Origin of the sequence: Pseudomonas sp. MUP55, from assembly GCF_034043515.1 — a bacterium.
In the GTDB taxonomy this organism is placed as follows: domain Bacteria; phylum Pseudomonadota; class Gammaproteobacteria; order Pseudomonadales; family Pseudomonadaceae; genus Aquipseudomonas.
In genome coordinates this window covers 4,377,534-4,393,310 of record NZ_CP138214.1, presented here as the reverse complement: position 1 = coordinate 4,393,310, position 15,777 = coordinate 4,377,534, and the positions used below count along the sequence as shown (strand labels likewise).

Annotated in this window: 14 protein-coding genes and 1 tRNA gene; 9 read left to right on the top strand and 6 right to left on the bottom strand. The window is 60.0% G+C overall.

The window, feature by feature from the left end; all coding sequences use genetic code 11:
• The first annotated feature begins 142 nt into the window (after nt 1-142).
• The 3 genes from SC318_RS19700 to SC318_RS19690 are packed head-to-tail and all read left to right on the top strand — an operon-like array spanning nt 143 to nt 3,306.
• Entirely contained in the window at nt 143-1,552 is a 1,410-nt protein-coding gene (locus tag SC318_RS19700; RefSeq protein WP_320428141.1) for a circularly permuted type 2 ATP-grasp protein, read from the top strand.
• A 3-nt stretch (nt 1,553-1,555) separates the two neighbouring features.
• A complete protein-coding gene (locus SC318_RS19695; protein ID WP_320428140.1) occupies nt 1,556-2,506 on the top strand; it encodes an alpha-E domain-containing protein in 951 nt (316 codons plus the stop codon).
• Nucleotides 2,503-3,306, top strand: a complete 804-nt coding sequence (locus tag SC318_RS19690; RefSeq protein WP_320428139.1) for a transglutaminase family protein — start codon at nt 2,503-2,505, stop codon at nt 3,304-3,306. The genes SC318_RS19695 and SC318_RS19690 overlap by 4 nt, the downstream gene beginning before the upstream one ends.
• A gap of 128 nt (nt 3,307-3,434) precedes the next feature.
• Here the strand turns inward: SC318_RS19690 and SC318_RS19685 are convergent, their stop codons facing one another.
• On the bottom strand, nt 3,435-4,244 hold the full coding sequence (locus SC318_RS19685) for a c-type cytochrome (RefSeq protein WP_320428138.1): 810 nt from the start codon (nt 4,242-4,244) through the stop codon (nt 3,435-3,437).
• A gap of 644 nt (nt 4,245-4,888) precedes the next feature.
• Between SC318_RS19685 and SC318_RS19680 the strand changes: the two genes are divergently transcribed.
• From SC318_RS19680 to SC318_RS19670, 3 genes are all read left to right on the top strand, one after another.
• Nucleotides 4,889-6,094, top strand: coding sequence for an acetyl-CoA C-acetyltransferase (locus tag SC318_RS19680; protein WP_320428137.1), 1,206 nt, complete (start codon nt 4,889-4,891; stop codon nt 6,092-6,094).
• A gap of 16 nt (nt 6,095-6,110) precedes the next feature.
• Entirely contained in the window at nt 6,111-8,258 is a 2,148-nt protein-coding gene (locus SC318_RS19675) for a 3-hydroxyacyl-CoA dehydrogenase NAD-binding domain-containing protein (RefSeq protein WP_320428136.1), read from the top strand.
• Between the two features lie 89 nt (nt 8,259-8,347).
• Nucleotides 8,348-9,079, top strand: coding sequence for an amidotransferase (locus SC318_RS19670; protein WP_320428135.1), 732 nt, complete (start codon nt 8,348-8,350; stop codon nt 9,077-9,079).
• On the opposite strand, the gene SC318_RS19665 is transcribed toward SC318_RS19670, so the two are convergent.
• The 3 genes from SC318_RS19665 to SC318_RS19655 form a co-directional block, all read right to left on the bottom strand.
• Nucleotides 9,057-10,028: a magnesium and cobalt transport protein CorA gene (locus SC318_RS19665; protein ID WP_320428134.1), complete on the bottom strand. Its 972-nt coding sequence runs from the start codon at nt 10,026-10,028 to the stop codon at nt 9,057-9,059. The genes SC318_RS19670 and SC318_RS19665 overlap by 23 nt on opposite strands.
• A 228-nt stretch (nt 10,029-10,256) precedes the next feature.
• Nucleotides 10,257-10,970 (bottom strand): lysophospholipid acyltransferase family protein, encoded by a 714-nt coding sequence (locus tag SC318_RS19660; protein ID WP_320428133.1) that lies wholly within the window; start codon nt 10,968-10,970, stop codon nt 10,257-10,259.
• Between the two features lie 212 nt (nt 10,971-11,182).
• On the bottom strand, nt 11,183-11,875 hold the full coding sequence (locus tag SC318_RS19655) for a crotonase/enoyl-CoA hydratase family protein (RefSeq protein ID WP_320428132.1): 693 nt from the start codon (nt 11,873-11,875) through the stop codon (nt 11,183-11,185).
• 320 nt (nt 11,876-12,195) lie between these two features.
• Between SC318_RS19655 and SC318_RS19650 the strand changes: the two genes are divergently transcribed.
• The 3 genes from SC318_RS19650 (at nt 12,196) to SC318_RS19640 (ending at nt 13,886) form a co-directional block, all read left to right on the top strand.
• Nucleotides 12,196-12,285, top strand: a tRNA-Ser gene (locus tag SC318_RS19650).
• A 193-nt stretch (nt 12,286-12,478) separates the two neighbouring features.
• Nucleotides 12,479-12,754 (top strand): metal/formaldehyde-sensitive transcriptional repressor, encoded by a 276-nt coding sequence (locus SC318_RS19645; RefSeq protein ID WP_320428131.1) that lies wholly within the window; start codon nt 12,479-12,481, stop codon nt 12,752-12,754.
• A 7-nt stretch (nt 12,755-12,761) separates the two neighbouring features.
• Nucleotides 12,762-13,886, top strand: a complete 1,125-nt coding sequence (locus SC318_RS19640) for a nickel/cobalt efflux transporter (RefSeq protein ID WP_320428130.1) — start codon at nt 12,762-12,764, stop codon at nt 13,884-13,886.
• A 26-nt stretch (nt 13,887-13,912) separates the two neighbouring features.
• Here SC318_RS19640 and chrA read toward each other — a convergent pair whose 3' ends face one another.
• The gene (gene chrA, locus SC318_RS19635) at nt 13,913-15,259 is read right to left on the bottom strand and encodes a chromate efflux transporter (protein WP_320428129.1); all 1,347 of its coding nucleotides are present in this window, start codon (nt 15,257-15,259) and stop codon (nt 13,913-13,915) included.
• A gap of 63 nt (nt 15,260-15,322) precedes the next feature.
• Nucleotides 15,323-15,700 carry a c-type cytochrome gene (locus tag SC318_RS19630; RefSeq protein ID WP_320428128.1) on the bottom strand — a complete coding sequence of 126 codons (378 nt, stop codon included), beginning with the start codon at nt 15,698-15,700 and terminating at the stop codon, nt 15,323-15,325.
• Between the last annotated feature and the right edge of the window lie 77 nt (nt 15,701-15,777).

The following is a 15,777-nucleotide window of genomic DNA, read 5'->3' as shown; positions in this document are numbered from 1 at the left end:
GCGACAGGGCTCCGGTCATTCTGCGCACCAGGACGGTGCGGTGAGTTTTTTCGGGTTATCTAACTTTTTGATTTTTAAGTGTTTATGCCGCTGGCACGGGCCTTGCGATGGTCCCTGCGTCCCGGGTGACAAGGAGTACGGCATGATCCGCACGTATTACAACGAAATGTACGATGGGGCAGGGCAGGTCCGTCCCCACTACCGCGAGTTCGCCCGTTGGTTGGCCGACACCCCTGCTGAACTGCTGGCTCAACGTCGACGCGAAGCCGACTTGCTGTTCCACCGCGCCGGCATCACCTTCACGCTGTATGGAGACGAGCAAGGGACCGAGCGCTTGATTCCGTTCGACACCATCCCTCGCAGCATTCCGGCGAGCGAATGGCGAATGGTCGAGCGCGGCTGCATCCAGCGGGTCAAAGCGCTGAACATGTTCCTTACCGACCTGTACCACGAGCAGCGCATCATCAAGGCGGGGATCATCCCCGCCGAACAGGTCTTGGCTAATCAGCAATACCAGTTGGCGATGCAAGGCCTGAACCTGCACCGTGATCTGTACTCGCACATCTCCGGGGTCGATCTGGTGCGTGATGGCGACGGCACTTACTACGTGCTGGAGGACAACCTGCGTACGCCGAGCGGCGTCAGCTACATGCTCGAAGACCGCAAGATGATGATGCGCCTGTTCCCCGAGCTGTTCGCCGCCCAGCGTATCGCGCCGATTGACCACTACCCCAACCTGTTGCTCGACACCCTGAAAAGCGCCAGCCCCCTGGATAACCCCAACGTCGTGGTGCTCACCCCGGGGCGCTTCAACAGTGCGTTCTTTGAGCATGCCTTCCTCGCCCGGGAAATGGGGGTGGAGCTGGTAGAAGGCGCCGATTTGTTCGTGCGTGACGACCGCGTCTTCATGCGCACCACCCACGGCCCTGAAGCGGTGGACGTGATTTACCGCCGTCTTGACGACGCCTTTCTCGATCCGCTGGCCTTTAACCCAGACTCGATGCTCGGCTTGCCAGGCCTGCTTGCCGCCTACCGTTCGGGCAACGTCGTGCTGGCCAACGCCATCGGCACCGGGGTGGCGGACGACAAATCGGTGTACCCGTTCGTGCCCGAGATGATCCGGTTTTACCTGGATGAAGAACCGATCCTGCAGAACGTTCCGACCTTTCAATGCCGTAAGCCCAACGAACTGTCCTACGTACTGGCCAACCTGCCCGAACTGGTGGTCAAGGAAACCCAAGGCTCCGGCGGCTACGGCATGCTGGTGGGCCCGGCGTCGACAGCAGCCGAAATCGAAGCCTTCCGCGCACGTATCAAGGCCAAGCCTCACGCTTATATCGCCCAACCCACCCTGTGTTTGTCCACCTGCCCGACGTTTGTCGAAAACGGCATCGCCCCACGGCACATCGACTTGCGCCCGTTCGTGCTGTCCGGCAAGGACACCCGCGTGGTACCCGGTGGCCTGACCCGTGTGGCGCTGCGCGAAGGTTCTTTGGTGGTGAACTCGTCCCAGGGCGGCGGCACCAAAGATACCTGGGTGGTCGAGGACTGACTTATGTTGAGTAGAACTGCCTCGGATTTGTACTGGATGTCGCGCTACCTGGAGCGCGCCGAAAACCTGGCGCGCATGCTCGATGTCAGCTATTCGCTGTCGCTGATGCCCCAGGACGGACGCGGCGACGGCCTGCACGAATTGGCCATGCCGCTATTGATCACCGGCACCCTGGACGACTACCACGAGCGTCACGGTGAACTGCACGCCGAACGCCTGCTGCACTTTTTCGCTCTCGACGCAGCCAACCCGGCCAGCATCTACAGTTGCCTTGGCTCTGCGCGAGCCAGCGCCCATGCGGTGCGTGGGCGAATTACCGCCGACATGTGGGAAAACATCAACGCCACCTGGCTGGATATTCGCGAAATCGCCCAGCAAGGCTTGAGCCGCTACGGCATGAGCCGGTTTTGCGAATGGGTCAAAGAGCGCTCGCACCTGTTTCGCGGCGCCACCTACGGCACCATCATGCGCAACGATGCGTTTCGCTTTATCCGCCTGGGTACCTTCATCGAGCGCGCCGATAACACCCTGCGCCTGCTCGACGCGCGTTACGAAATGGCCGGCGACCAGGCTGCGACGGTCAGCGATGGCACGGCGCATGCGTACTACCAATGGAGTGCGTTGCTGAGGGCATTGTCGTCGTTCGAGGCCTATACCGAAATTTATCGCGACGCTCCGGGCGCCCGGCAAGTCGCCGAACTGCTGCTGCTGCGCGCGGATGTTCCGCGCTCGCTACGGGCTTGCAGCGAAGAGATCGACCAGATCCTCGCCAGCCTGTCCGGCCTCAACGGTCGTCCGGCCCAGCGCCTGGCCGCCGAGATGGACGCGCGCCTGCGCTTTACCGCCATCGATGAAATTCTTGAGGAAGGCCTGCACGTCTGGCTGACCGACTTTATCCCCTTGGTCCGCCAGTTGGGCGACGCCATCTACAGTTCCTACCTGGAGGCGGCATGAGACTTTCCATCAGCCACGAAACCACCTACCGCTACGAAGATCAGGTGCGCGCCAGCATCCAATACCTGCGTCTCACCCCCCAGGAGAGTGAGCGCCAGCATGTGCTGAGCTGGCAGCTTGAGCTGCCGCGCCCAGTGCGTGCGCAAGTGGATCCCTTCGGCAACATCCTGCACGTGCTGACGCTGGATGAACCGCACGACGCCATCATCATCGGCGCCCGTGGCCAGGTGGATATCGACGAATTGCGTGAGGCTGAGCATGAGAGCCAGTCCGCCTTGCCGTTCCTGCGCTGCACGCGCCTGACCGAGCCTGACGAAGCCCTGCGGGATTTTGCCCGGCAACACTGCCATCAGCGTCGTGACCGCACGGCCCTGATCGACCTGATGCATGCGCTGAACCAGTCGATGGTCTACGCGCCGGGTGTCACTCAGGTCGACACCTGCGCTGGCGAGGCCTTCGCCGGCCGCGCGGGGGTATGCCAGGACCACACCCATGTGTTCCTGGCCTGCGCGCGTAGCCTGGGGATTCCTGCGCGCTACGTATCCGGGTATTTGTACACCGAAGACAGCGCGCACCTGGCCAGCCATGCCTGGGCAGAAGCCTGGCTGGATGACGCCTGGTACAGTTTCGACGTGACCAACCAATTGACCCGGCCGGAGCGGCACTTGAAGCTCGCCGTGGGCCTGGACTACCTGGATGCCTGCCCGGTGCGGGGCATGCGCCGTGGGGGCGGGCATGAGCAGATGCATGCGAAGGTGTCTGTCGCACCGACCCCGCTGATTTCTATCCAACAGCAGTAATCCGAAACTGACTGCATTTAAATATGGGAGGGGGCTTGCCCCCGATAGCGTTGTGTCAGCTACAAATGACTGGCTGACCCACTGCTATCGGGGGCAAGCCCCCTCCCACATTTTTAACTGCGCCATGCTCACGGTTGTGGTTGCTTGCGACCCGCCATGTGCTTCAGATACCCCACCAGCAATTCCAGCTCATTATCCGGCAACACACTGGCCGCAAACGCCGGCATCTTCGCCTGCGGCCAATGCCTCAGGCTCTGCGGGTCACGGATATAACGCTTGAGGAAATCACCGCCGAAATACTCGGTGGGGCTGTAGGGAATATTCAAGTCCGGCCCGAACTGCGCATCGCCTGCACCATTGAGGCGGTGGCAGGCCAGGCAGTTTTTCTGAAACAGCGCAAAGCCCTGGTTGATCGGATCGTTTGCCGCTAACTGCGGGTCGGGCAGCAACGCCGGAAAACGCTCCGCCACCGTCTGCAGTTGCTTGATACCGGAAATCTGGAAGGGCCACTGTTCCGGACTGATATGCCCGGCTTGCGGGTCGGTCCACACCAGATAGAACGGCCCCGCGCTCGGTTTGCCATCCCCCAACGGCGGCCATGGATGGGCCGGGTCCTCCACCGCCAGCCAGGCGCGAGCCCCGGTTTTCTCCAGCAATGGCGCAGCGGCGAGTTCAGCGGCAAAGCCGTCAAGGGCGACTGCCTGCAGATGGCTTGCGGGGTTAAGGCCCGATAGGAGAGTCGCCAAGGGCACCGCGCGATAGGTCATGTTGCACTTGTAGGAAACGTCATCGACGATTTGCACCGTCTGCGCCTCCGGGTGCTTGAGCAAGTCTGCGGTCTGCCAGGTCTTGCTGGTATGGTCCAGCTCGATGGTCAGTTGCGCCGCAGAAACGGGAAGGGCCAGGAGCAGGGCAAACAAGGCGAGGATCGGTTTCAAGGGCGGGCCGTTTCAAGTTGACGGGAAGTCACCATAGCGCAAATCTGCACGTAAAAAGACAGCCCCTGCAACAAGACCGCTATACGCAATGTCCCGGCAGGTGCTGCCAAAAGCTGCAGTCCCGATGCTGTGTGTGCACAGGATAGGTGGCTCGACCCGTCACCCAATAACCTTGGTTAAATTGGGCAGGATCAGAATCAGTGTGGTGGCGAACAGAATAAGTCCCGCCTGACGTACTTTCGAATGTTTGAACATGGCTGACTGCCTTTTGTTGTTATTCCTGAGCGTCAAATGCGTGCCGGTTAGTCCAGTATCGCAATCCGACGTGACACTTTTCCTACAGCTGCTCCAGCAAAACCCGGCAGCAACTTCTTACTGATTCAACCTTAGAGCCCTCGTTCTTCGCCGCATAGATCCATTTCATATCAGCTAAGGGCTTTTTGTGCTTAAAACGGTATGAGGCTTAGTGCCATCTTGCCGCCAAGCCCAAGGCTAGACAGCTAAAACGATTAACCCGAGGTTTCCCATAGCTACCTACCGTTCGTCCGAGCGAGGGGGTCAAAAGCAATGAGCGCATCCGTCATTGAAACCGTGTCAATCGGGCTTAAGGTAGGGGCATACATCGACTGTGGCTCGAGGACATCATGACCCAAGCTTTGATCTTTGACGCGATACGCACGCCCCGGGGCAAGGGCAAGGCCGACGGCGCGCTGTACAGCGTCAAGCCGGTGAACCTGGTCGCCGGTTTGCTCACAGCGCTGGCGCGCCGCAACGACCTCGACACGCGCCAGGTGGATGACATTGTCCTGGGTTGCGTCACCCCGGTGGGCGACCAAGGCGCCGATATTGCCAAGACCGCTGCGCTGGTAGCGGACTGGGACACCTGCGTTGCCGGCGTGCAAATCAACCGCTTCTGCGCCTCGGGCCTAGAGGCGGTCAACCTCGGGGCGATGAAAGTGCGTTCCGGTTTTGAGGACCTGGTGGTGGTCGGCGGGGTCGAGTCCATGTCCCGCGTGCCGATGGGCAGTGACGGCGGCGCCTGGGTGCTCGACCCGCAAACCAACCTGCACAGCCACTTCACCCCTCAGGGTATTGGTGCCGACTTGATCGCAACGCTGGAAGGCTTCACGCGCCAGGACGTGGACACCTTTGCCCTACAGTCCCAGCAGAAAGCCGCCAGGGCACGCGCAGACGGTTCCTTCAACAAATCGCTGATTGCGGTGCAGGACCAGAACGGCATTGTGCTGCTGGACCATGACGAATTTATCCGTGGCGAGTCCACCCTCGAAGGCCTTGGCAAGCTCAAGCCGAGTTTCGAAATGATCGGCCAGATGGGTTTCGACGCCACCGCATTGCGGGTCTACAGCCAGGTGGAACGCATCCAGCATGTGCACACACCGGGCAACAGTTCCGGCATTGTCGACGGCGCTGCCTTGATGCTTATCGGCTCCGAGGCCAAAGGACGCGAACTTGGCTTGCAGCCGCGAGCGCGCATTGTTGCCACGGCGGTGACCAGCACCGATCCCACCATAATGCTGACCGGCCCTGCACCCGCCACGCGCAAGGCGTTGGCCAAGGCGGGTCTGCGTGTCGAGGACATCGACCTGTTCGAGGTCAATGAAGCCTTCGCGTCGGTGGTTCTCAAATTCATCAAGGACATGGGCATCGACGCCGCCCGCGTCAATGTCAATGGCGGCTCGATCGCCATGGGCCACCCCTTGGGCGCCACCGGCTGCGCGATTCTCGGCACCTTGCTTGATGAGCTGGAGGTGCGCCAGCAGCGCTACGGCCTGGCCACTCTGTGTGTGGGCGGTGGCATGGGCATCGCCACCATCATCGAACGCCTCTGAGCCCAAGGAAACTGTCATGACTGACGCCATTCGTTACGAAAAGGGCCAGGACCAGATCGTGGTGCTGACCCTGGACATGCCCGGCCAAAGCGCCAACACCATGAACGCTGCGTACCGTGAGGCCATGGGGGCCACCGTCACGCGCCTGGAGGCGGAAAAGGACAGCCTGGCCGGGGTGATCATCACCTCGGCAAAGAAGACGTTTTTTGCCGGTGGTGACCTCAATGAGTTGATCCAGGTCGACCAAGCCTATGCCAGGGATTTCTACGACGGTGTCGGCGTGCTCAAAGCCCAGCTGCGCCGTTTGGAAACCCTCGGCAAACCGGTGGTGGCTGCGATCAATGGCGCGGCCCTGGGCGGTGGCTGGGAAATTTGCCTGGCCTGTCATCACCGGGTCGCGCTGGACGACAAGTCCGTGCAGCTCGGTTTGCCGGAAGTCACCCTGGGCCTGTTGCCGGGCGGCGGCGGGGTGGTGCGCATGGTGCGCCTGCTGGGCCTGGAAAAAGCCCTGCCGTACCTGCTCGAAGGCAAGAAACTACGACCTGCGCAGGCACTGCAGGCGGGCTTGATCGATGAAGTGGCGGCAGATCGCGATGAGCTGCTGGCCAAGTCACGCGCCTGGATTCTCGCCCATCCGCAGGCCACGCAGCCGTGGGACAACAAGGGCTACCAGATTCCCGGCGGCACGCCGTCAAACCCCAAAGTCGCGCAGATGCTTGCCATCGCGCCGTCGATCCTGCGCAGCAAGACCCATGGCTGTTTCCCTGCGCCGGAGAAAATCCTCTGCGCTGCGGTGGAAGGCGCCCAAGTGGATTTCGACACCGCGCACCTGATCGAAACCCGCTACTTCACCGAGTTGGTGACCGGCCAAGTGGCGAAAAACATGATCGGCACGTTCTGGTTCCAGCTCAACGAAATCAATGCCGGCCGTTCGCGACCGCAGGGTTTTGCACCTTATGTGACGCGCAGGGTCGGCGTGCTGGGGGCCGGCATGATGGGCGCGGGCATTGCCTATGTCAGCGCCTGTGCGGGTATCGATGTGGTGCTCAAGGACATCAACCTGGCGGCGGCCGAGAAGGGCAAGGCCCATTCGGCCGCGTTGCTGGACAAAAAGGTCAGCCGTGGGCAATTGACCGCCGAACAGCGCGAAACCACCTTGGCGCGGATCCATCCCACACAGGATGACGCCGATTTGGCTGGCTGTGATCTGGTGATCGAAGCGGTGTTCGAAGACCGTGAACTCAAGGCCCGCGTCACCGCCGCCGCGCAACGCGTGGTCGGGGCAGACGCGGTGATTGCCTCCAACACCTCGACCTTACCCATCAGCGGATTGGCGACGGCAGTGCCCGACCCCGGCGCATTTATTGGCCTGCATTTCTTCAGCCCGGTGGACAAGATGCCGCTGGTGGAAATCATCAAGGGCGCTCACACCCGCGACGAAACCCTGGCGCGAGGTTTCGACTTCGTACTGCAGATCAAGAAAACCCCGATCGTGGTCAACGACAGCCGCGGCTTTTTCACCTCGCGGGTGTTCGGCACCTTCACCAGCGAAGGCATCGCCATGCTTGGCGAAGGCGTGGCTGCGCCGATGATCGAGACCGAGGCGCGCAAGGCCGGTATGCCGGTAGGGCCCCTGGCGGTGTCCGATGAAGTATCCCTGAGCCTCATGAGCCATATCCGCCAGCAAACCGCCAAGGACCTGCAGGCGCAAGGCAAGGTGGCACCGACCCACCCGGCAACGGCGGTGATCGAGCTGTTGGTCAACGACTACAAACGCATGGGCAAGGCCGCGGGTGGCGGGTTTTATGACTACCCAGCAGGCGCCCAGAAGCACCTGTGGCCGGAACTCAAGGTGCGGTTCGAGCAGCCCGGTAAACAGATTTCGCCCCAGGACGTGCGCGACCGCTTGCTGTTTATCCAGGCGATCGAAACCGTGCGTTGCGTGGAGGACGGGGTGCTGATGTCCACAGCCGACGCCAATATCGGTTCGATCTTCGGCATTGGCTTTGCGGCGTGGAGTGGCGGCGCGTTGCAGTTTATCAACCAGTACGGCTTGAACGACTTTATCGCTCGGGCGCGCTACCTGGCCGACGAATATGGCGAGCGGTTCACGCCGCCGGCGCTGTTGCTGGAGAAGGCCGCCCAGGGCGAGACGTTCCGCTGATCGGAACGTGGGAGGGGCTTGCTTTGAACAGGTGTTTCAAGGCACGCTCTGGGTGTTCAATATTCCCATCGCCGTGTCAGGTATTTTTTATGTCGCTACGCGTCTGCATCCTGGAAACCGATATCCTGCGTCCAGGCTTGATCGATCAGTACCAAGGTTACGGGCAGATGTTCAAGCGCCTGTTCGCCAAGCAGCCGATTGCCGCCGAGTTCGTTGTTTACAACGTGGTGCAGGGCGAATATCCGCCGGATGACGAAGCCTTTGATGCGTACCTGATCACCGGCAGCAAGGCCGACTCGTTCGGCACCGACCCCTGGATCCAGACGCTCAAGACCTACGTACTGCAGCGCTACGAGCGTGGCGACAAGTTATTGGGTATCTGCTTCGGTCACCAGTTGCTGGCGCTGCTGCTCGGTGGCAAGACCGAGCGCGCGAGCCAGGGCTGGGGCATGGGCATTCATGATTACACCCTCGATACCACGGCACCGTGGATGAGTCCGCAAGTACCGGAACTGACGCTGTTGATCAGCCATCAGGACCAAGTCACGAGCTTGCCGGAAAATGCCACGGTCATCGCCTCGAGTGAGTTCTGCCCTATCGCGGCGTACCACATCGGCGACCAGGTGCTGTGCTTCCAGGGCCATCCGGAATTTGTTCACGACTATTCCCGCGAACTGCTCGAGATTCTTCAGACAACCCTGGGCGAAAAAGTCTACACCAACGGCGTGGCCAGCCTTGAACGGGACCACCACGGTGCGACCGTGGCGGAATGGATGATGCGCTTTGTGGCGCACCAGCCTAAAGCCATCCCGAACGCTTGAAGCTCGCCCACAGGCTGGTGCAGCCCAGCGCAATCAGCCCGAGCACCGCAAAATAGCCGTAGTGCCATTGCAGCTCGGGCATGTTCTGGAAATTCATCCCGTAAATCCCCGCTACCGCCGTGGGGAACGCGAGGATCGCCGCCCAGGCGGCGAACTTGCGCTGCACCACGCTCTGGCGCGAGGCCTCCAGCAACACCCCGATCTCGATGGTCTGGCTGGCGATGTCGCGCAGGGTCGTCAGGTCTTCCATCTGCCGCGTCACGTGGATCTGCACGTCACGGAAATACGGGCGCATGTTCTTGTCGATAAACGGGAAGCTCAGCTTCTGTAATTCCTGGCTGATTTCCACCATCGGCGCCACATGGCGCTTGAGCCGCAGCACGTCGCGGCGCAGGCCGTGAAGGTTCTGAATATCACGCTCGTTCAGCGAACTGCACAGCACGTTGCGCTCCAGCTCATCGATCTCGGCGTGGATCGCTTCGCTGACCGGCTGGTAGTTTTCGGTGACGAAATCCAGCAAGGCATAGAGTACGAAATCTTCTCCATGCTCCAGCAACAACGGCCGCGCCTCACAGCGCTGGCGCACAAAGCCGTAGGATGCCGAATGCCCGTTACGTGCGGTGATGATGTAGCCGGTGCCGGCGAAGATATGGGTTTCGATAAACTCCAGCTTGCCGTTCTCGCGCACCGGTGAGTAGGTGACGATAAACAGCGCGTCGCCGAAGGTTTCCAGCTTCGGGCGGCTGTGTTTTTCCATGGCGTCTTCGATCGCCAGTTCGTGCAGGTTGAACTGGCGCTGCAGGTTGTTCAGCTCCAGGGCGCTGGGTTCTTCCAGGCCTATCCACACAAAGTGATTGGGTTTGGCGGCCCAGGCCGCGCCTTCATCGAGGGTAATATCCGTGACTTTTTTTCCGGCGCTGTAGACGGCGGCCGCAACGACTCTACCCATGGTGCTGATCACTTCTTATCAAGAGGACAGATGTTGGGCAGCTTAGCCTGAATGGCGTTCCGTTGTGATGAAGGTGGTGCTGGGCTTACTTAGGCTGATCGTTCCCACGCTCTGCGTTGATCGTTCCCACGCTCCGCGTGGGAATGCCTCCCGTGACGCTCCGCGTCGCCCTGCGCGCTCCCCAGACCAAGCGCCGTCACGGCGCAGGCGTTCAAGCGTTCAAGCGTTTCACAGCTGGCGATCCATCTGCGCAATGCATTCGTCCATCTGTCTCTGACACGCTTGCATCAAGGCCGGAACGTCATCAGCCGTCATCCCCACAGTAGGAATCGGCGCCAACGAGCGTATGAGCACATCCCCACTGTTCCAGCGATTAAGGCGCATATGGGTGACGTAGTTACTGACACACACCTGCACGATCGGCACACCGGCGGCAATCGCCATATGGAACGCGCCCTTTTTGAACGGCAGCAAACCTTTGCCCAGGTTGCGCGTGCCTTCGGGAAATACCCAGATGGAGGTGTCTTCATGCTGCAAGGTGCGGGTGGTGGTGAGCATGGCACGGCGCGCCTTGTGCGCATTGCCGCGGTCGATCAACACATTGCCGGCCAGCCAGAACAACTGGCCGAACAATGGCACCCATTTCAGGCTTTTCTTGGCGATGCACACCGTGCGGTAGGGCACCACGGTGCCGAGCACAAAGAGATCATAGTTGGACTGGTGGTTGGCGATCACCACACAGGTGCCGGGCTTGTTGCGCAGGGAATCGACATCGGCCTTCACGTTCAGGCGCAGGATCCACATCGCTGGCAGCGCATACAGGCGGGCACAGATACGGCTGTTGTCCGGATTGAACGGGCGGCAGATCCCCACCAGCACGCCGAGCACACCAGCGACGATAAAGTGCAAGCTCATCAACAACATACGTAACAGAAAAAGCATCGACACGGCCCACCGGCACAAAAGGTGGCGCAGTGTACGGATGTGCACTGTATTCGGCAATTGCGCCTATAGAGGTAGGAGATAGGCGATGTTTAAGCGCATGTTTCAACATCTACCAAGAAAGGCAGTCTAGAGCGGCGCAGGTTGTTTCGGTTTGGGCTGTAAGAAAAAGCCCGACTCAAGGCCGGGCTTTCGCATGGTGTACGTAGGCGTTACATCAGGACGTGGCCCTGGTCCTGGATAATTGCATCGTCCAACGCATCCAGCAGAGCCTTACGCACTTTCAGCTTGGTGTGCTTGTGGGCATTCATATTGATCTTTTTCAACTGCCGAGCTGCCTCCAGGGCTGCTGCGTGCAACTCTTCCGGCGCCACGACCTTGTCGAGGAAGCCTGCCTGCAGAGCGCCTTGGGGGTCAAACATCTCGGCATTGATCACCGACCGATGGAACGCCGACTTACGCAGGCGATCGCGCGCCAACTCAATACCGGCGTGGTGCATGGTCATGCCGATTGCCACTTCATTGAGGCCAATGCTGAACGGACCTTCCACACCGATCCGATAATCCGCCGACAGCAATAGGAAAGCCCCCTTGGCCACCGCATGCCCAGGGCACGCGACGATCACCGGGAACGGATGCGACAACAGGCGACGCGCCAGCGTCGAACCCGACGTCACCAGGCCGATGGCCTCTTTAGGGCCGGCCGTCATCACCTTCAAATCATAACCACCCGACAGAATCCCCGGCGTGCCCGTGATAACCACCACCGCCCGATCCTTCTCCGCCTGATCCAGCGCCGCATTGAACGCACTGACCACGGCAGGAGAAATGGCATTTACCTTGCCGTTGCTCAGGGTCAGCGTCGCAATGCCGTCTTCGAGGTGGTAGGCAATCAACTCACTCATGACGCGGTTCCTTATATGACTTGTTATAGAAGAATGCAGCAGACGTTACCCACCACGCCCGCGCGGGTAAAGCGCCATGACTGACTGCCCAGTCAGGCTTTCGCCCCACACCCGGCAGCAGAGCGCCCGGGGCAGGGCACAATAGCCAGCGTAGACCATCGCCATCCATGCCCGAGATTGGCACAATCACCACCGCACACAGGCCCAGTTCCGGCATAACCGTCTAACCGCATGAAAATTCTCAAAAAAACCTTTGCCATCAGAAAAGCTTTCGACTACATTAGCGCGCCTCGACAGACTGAACTGGTTTGACGAGATACGGTGAAGTGTCCGAGTGGCTTAAGGAGCACGCCTGGAAAGTGTGTATACAAGAAATTGTATCGAGAGTTCGAATCTCTCCTTCACCGCCACATTCGAAATGACAAGACCCCTGAAAACGTAAAAGTTTTCAGGGGTTTTGTGTTTTCAGGGTGGCCGAAAAGGCCGATATGGGATCATCCGGGCCGTACATGAGCCGAGCCAGTCGAGATGAACACACCTACCCCTTGCCAATACCCCCAACTCAAGTGATCATCCGCACCCTATAGGTAGGGGGGGTATAGTATGTCTCACACGCATGCACAAAAAGACAATCTGTTGAAACGCGTACGACGCATTGCGGGACAGGTACAGGCCATCGAGCGAGCGCTGGAGTCAGACGCCGATTGTGCGAAAACCCTGCATCTCGCAGCAGCCACCCGCGGGGCAATGAACGGTTTGATGGATGAGATCATCGAAGCGCACGCTCACGCCCATGTCGCTAACCCTGCGTTGAGCGATGAAGAACGGGCCAAGGGCGTTGACGAGTTGCTTGAAGCCATCCGCCGTTATTCGAAGTAGGTCTTTTATGCCAAATTTTGCGGACTTGCTTCAGCAAGGCGGGGCTCACGCTTGGCTTTATTTTCCCAGTGCAATAGTGCTCGGTGCATTGCACGGGCTTGAGCCCGGCCATTCAAAGACCATGATGGCGGCCTTTATCGTTGCCATTCGAGGCTCGGTAAAACAGGCGGTGTTGCTGGGCCTGGCGGCTACCCTGTCGCACACCGCCGTAGTCTGGCTGGTGGCGATCGGCGGCATGTACCTGGGCAAAGGCTTGGACGCTCAAACCACTGAACCGTATTTCCAGTTGGCATCCGCTGCGCTGATTATCGCCATTGCGCTGTGGATGCTATGGCGGACTTGGCGCGGCGAGCAGCTGTTCAAGTTCGAGCAAGGCCATGCGCACCACCACGACGAACATGGCCATCATGACGAGGTTCACAGGCTGGATACCGGCCATGGTCGGGTCGAACTGTCGATCTTCGAAGAGGGCACCGCGCCGCACTGGCGTCTGAAAGCTCTCGCCGGCCATGCCTGGTCCGCCTCGGATGTTCGCCTGACCACAACCCGACCAGACGGCAGCCTGCAATCGTTTTCCTTCATTGAGCGCGAAGGCTTTGTGGAGTCGTCGGTTGCTATCCCGCAGCCCCATGAATTCAGTGTTTGCCTGAGTCTCGGGCATGCAGGCCATTTCCATGATTACGATCTGCATTACGCGGAGCACGATCACGGGCACGCGGAAATGGCGGGGCTCGAATTAGCAAGTGATGGCTATCAGGATGCCCATGAGCGCGCCCATGCTGATGATATCCGTAAGCGCTTTACCAACCGGGAAGTCACCACGGGGCAGATCGTGATGTTTGGCCTCACGGGCGGCCTGATTCCGTGCCCTGCTGCCATTACGGTGCTGCTGCTCTGCCTTCAGGTTAAGGAGGTGGCATTGGGCGGCATGCTTGTCCTGTGTTTCAGCATTGGCTTGGCGATCACGCTGGTCACCGTGGGGGCTGCGGCGGCCATTGGCGCCCGGCAGGCGTCCAACCGTTGGCCTTGGCTGGGCACGGTTGCTCGTCGTGCGCCTTATTTTTCCAGTGTGCTGATTATCGGCGTTGGCCTTTATGTCGGCATTCATGGCTGGATCGGGTTGAGCGCATAAGGTTCACACCCCATCCAGCCCATGCTTTACCGCAGCAGATGCACGGCCAGGCCCACTAGCGCGCAGCCCATCAGTACCTGGATAACGCCCCGTTTGAAGCGAAACAAGGCCACTGCCGCCGCCGTGGCGATCAGCGCGGAAGGCCAGTCCAGGTAGCCGCTCAAACCCTGCGGCCAAAGCACGTGATAGCCGAAGAAGCACGCCAGATTGAGGATCACGCCAACCACCGCGGCGGTGATGGCGGTGAGTGGTGCGGTGAACTTGAGTTGGTTGTGGGTCGACTCCACCAGTGGGCCGCCCGCGAGGATGAACAGGAACGAAGGCAGGAAGGTGAACCAGGTCACCAGACAGGCAGCGACGGCTCCCGCCAGAAACAGTTGATCTGCACCGAACACCTGCGAGACATAGGCGCCGACAAAGCCGACGAAGGCCACCACCATGATCAGCGGCCCTGGTGTGGTTTCCCCTAGCGCCAGCCCGTCGATCATCTGCGTCGGCGTCAGCCAGCCATAGTGGCCCACCGCGCCCTGGTAGACATAGGGGAGCACCGCGTAGGCCCCGCCAAAGGTCAGCAGCGCAGCCTTGGTAAAGAACCAGCTCATTTGAGTGAACGTGCCTTCCCACCCAAAAAGAACGGTCAGTACTCCCATCGGCAACGCCCATAGCGCGGCGCCAACCAGCGCGAGCAGTGCCAGTTTGAACCAGCTGAATCGGGCATGCTCCGGCGGCGGGGTGTCGTCATCGATCAAGGCCGGGCCGAAGGTTTTTTCGGCGGCGCGATGGCCGCCTGCTCTGAATTTCTCCGGTGCCAGACGACCACCGGCATAACCGATCAGCGCAGCGCACAGCACGATCAACGGGAATGGAACATTAAACGCAAAGATTGCAACGAATGACGCCGCCGCTATCGCCCATAACGCATTGTTCTTCAAGGCCCGAGAGCCGATTCGATGGGCGGCCTGCACCACGATGGCGGTTACGGCCGGCTTGATGCCATAGAACAGTCCCGCCACCACAGGCACGTCGCCAAAGGCGATATACATCCATGACAACGCAATCAGTATGAACAGGGAGGGCAATATGAAGAGTGCCCCGGCAATCACCCCGCCCCAGGTTCGATGCATCAGCCAGCCGATGTAGGTCGCCAACTGTTGAGCTTCTGGCCCCGGGAGCAGCATGCAGTAGTTCAGTGCGTGCAGGAATCTGCGCTCGGATATCCAGCGCCGGCGCTCTACCAACTCCTGGTGCATGATCGAGATCTGCCCGGCAGGCCCGCCGAAGCTGATGAAGCCGAGCTTCAACCAGAACCCGAACGCCTCACGCAAACTGATCGCTTGCGGCCGCGACAGGTCTTCTTCCACTACCTTGTCCATTGGGTTGTTCCTCTTTCCCAAAACCCGGCGAGTAATATTTGAATGGTGGCGCTCACCTTCAACTCAGCGACTTTTCGCGATGGCATCACTCATATACTGGTTCAAGTCGCGAAAGTCCTTAACGCTCCAGGCGTGCGGCGCTAGCTTCACACCATTTTCTCGCAACGTGTTCGGGATCAAGTCTCCATTTGGCCGCAGGATGATTGATGACACGATGACGCCCGGATAATCATGCAGGCGTTTCTTGAACACGGAAGTCGTGAGGTCAGGTGTAGGAGGGCTGCTTTTACGGGCCAGCGGTCCTGTTCCTCGGATATCGGCTCCGTGGCACATGGCGCATCGCTGCAAGTAGAGGTTTTTTCCGTTGGCATTGTCTGCCAAGGAGAGTGACGGTTGAGCCAGCGACAGAACCGCCAGCGAGACGATAAACGATAGCTTCATTTAGAGGACCTGCTTGCCTGGCTCGGACGCGGCGGTCAGCCGCAATACCGCTATGGGTCAGCGTTGTGCTGACGCTC

Excerpts from the sequence above, each read along its gene's own strand:
- SC318_RS19700 (WP_320428141.1), top strand. The coding sequence starts at position 143 with ATGATCCGCACGTATTACAACGAAATGTACGATGGGGCAGGGCAGGTC.
- SC318_RS19695 (WP_320428140.1), top strand. The coding sequence starts at position 1,556 with ATGTTGAGTAGAACTGCCTCGGATTTGTACTGGATGTCGCGCTACCTG.
- SC318_RS19690 (WP_320428139.1), top strand. The coding sequence starts at position 2,503 with ATGAGACTTTCCATCAGCCACGAAACCACCTACCGCTACGAAGATCAG.
- SC318_RS19680 (WP_320428137.1), top strand. The coding sequence starts at position 4,889 with ATGACCCAAGCTTTGATCTTTGACGCGATACGCACGCCCCGGGGCAAG.
- SC318_RS19675 (WP_320428136.1), top strand. The coding sequence starts at position 6,111 with ATGACTGACGCCATTCGTTACGAAAAGGGCCAGGACCAGATCGTGGTG.
- SC318_RS19670 (WP_320428135.1), top strand. The coding sequence starts at position 8,348 with ATGTCGCTACGCGTCTGCATCCTGGAAACCGATATCCTGCGTCCAGGC.
- SC318_RS19665 (WP_320428134.1), bottom strand. The coding sequence starts at position 10,028 with ATGGGTAGAGTCGTTGCGGCCGCCGTCTACAGCGCCGGAAAAAAAGTC.
- SC318_RS19660 (WP_320428133.1), bottom strand. The coding sequence starts at position 10,970 with ATGCTTTTTCTGTTACGTATGTTGTTGATGAGCTTGCACTTTATCGTC.
- SC318_RS19655 (WP_320428132.1), bottom strand. The coding sequence starts at position 11,875 with ATGAGTGAGTTGATTGCCTACCACCTCGAAGACGGCATTGCGACGCTG.
- SC318_RS19645 (WP_320428131.1), top strand. The coding sequence starts at position 12,479 with ATGTCTCACACGCATGCACAAAAAGACAATCTGTTGAAACGCGTACGA.
- SC318_RS19640 (WP_320428130.1), top strand. The coding sequence starts at position 12,762 with ATGCCAAATTTTGCGGACTTGCTTCAGCAAGGCGGGGCTCACGCTTGG.
- chrA (WP_320428129.1), bottom strand. The coding sequence starts at position 15,259 with ATGGACAAGGTAGTGGAAGAAGACCTGTCGCGGCCGCAAGCGATCAGT.
- SC318_RS19630 (WP_320428128.1), bottom strand. The coding sequence starts at position 15,700 with ATGAAGCTATCGTTTATCGTCTCGCTGGCGGTTCTGTCGCTGGCTCAA.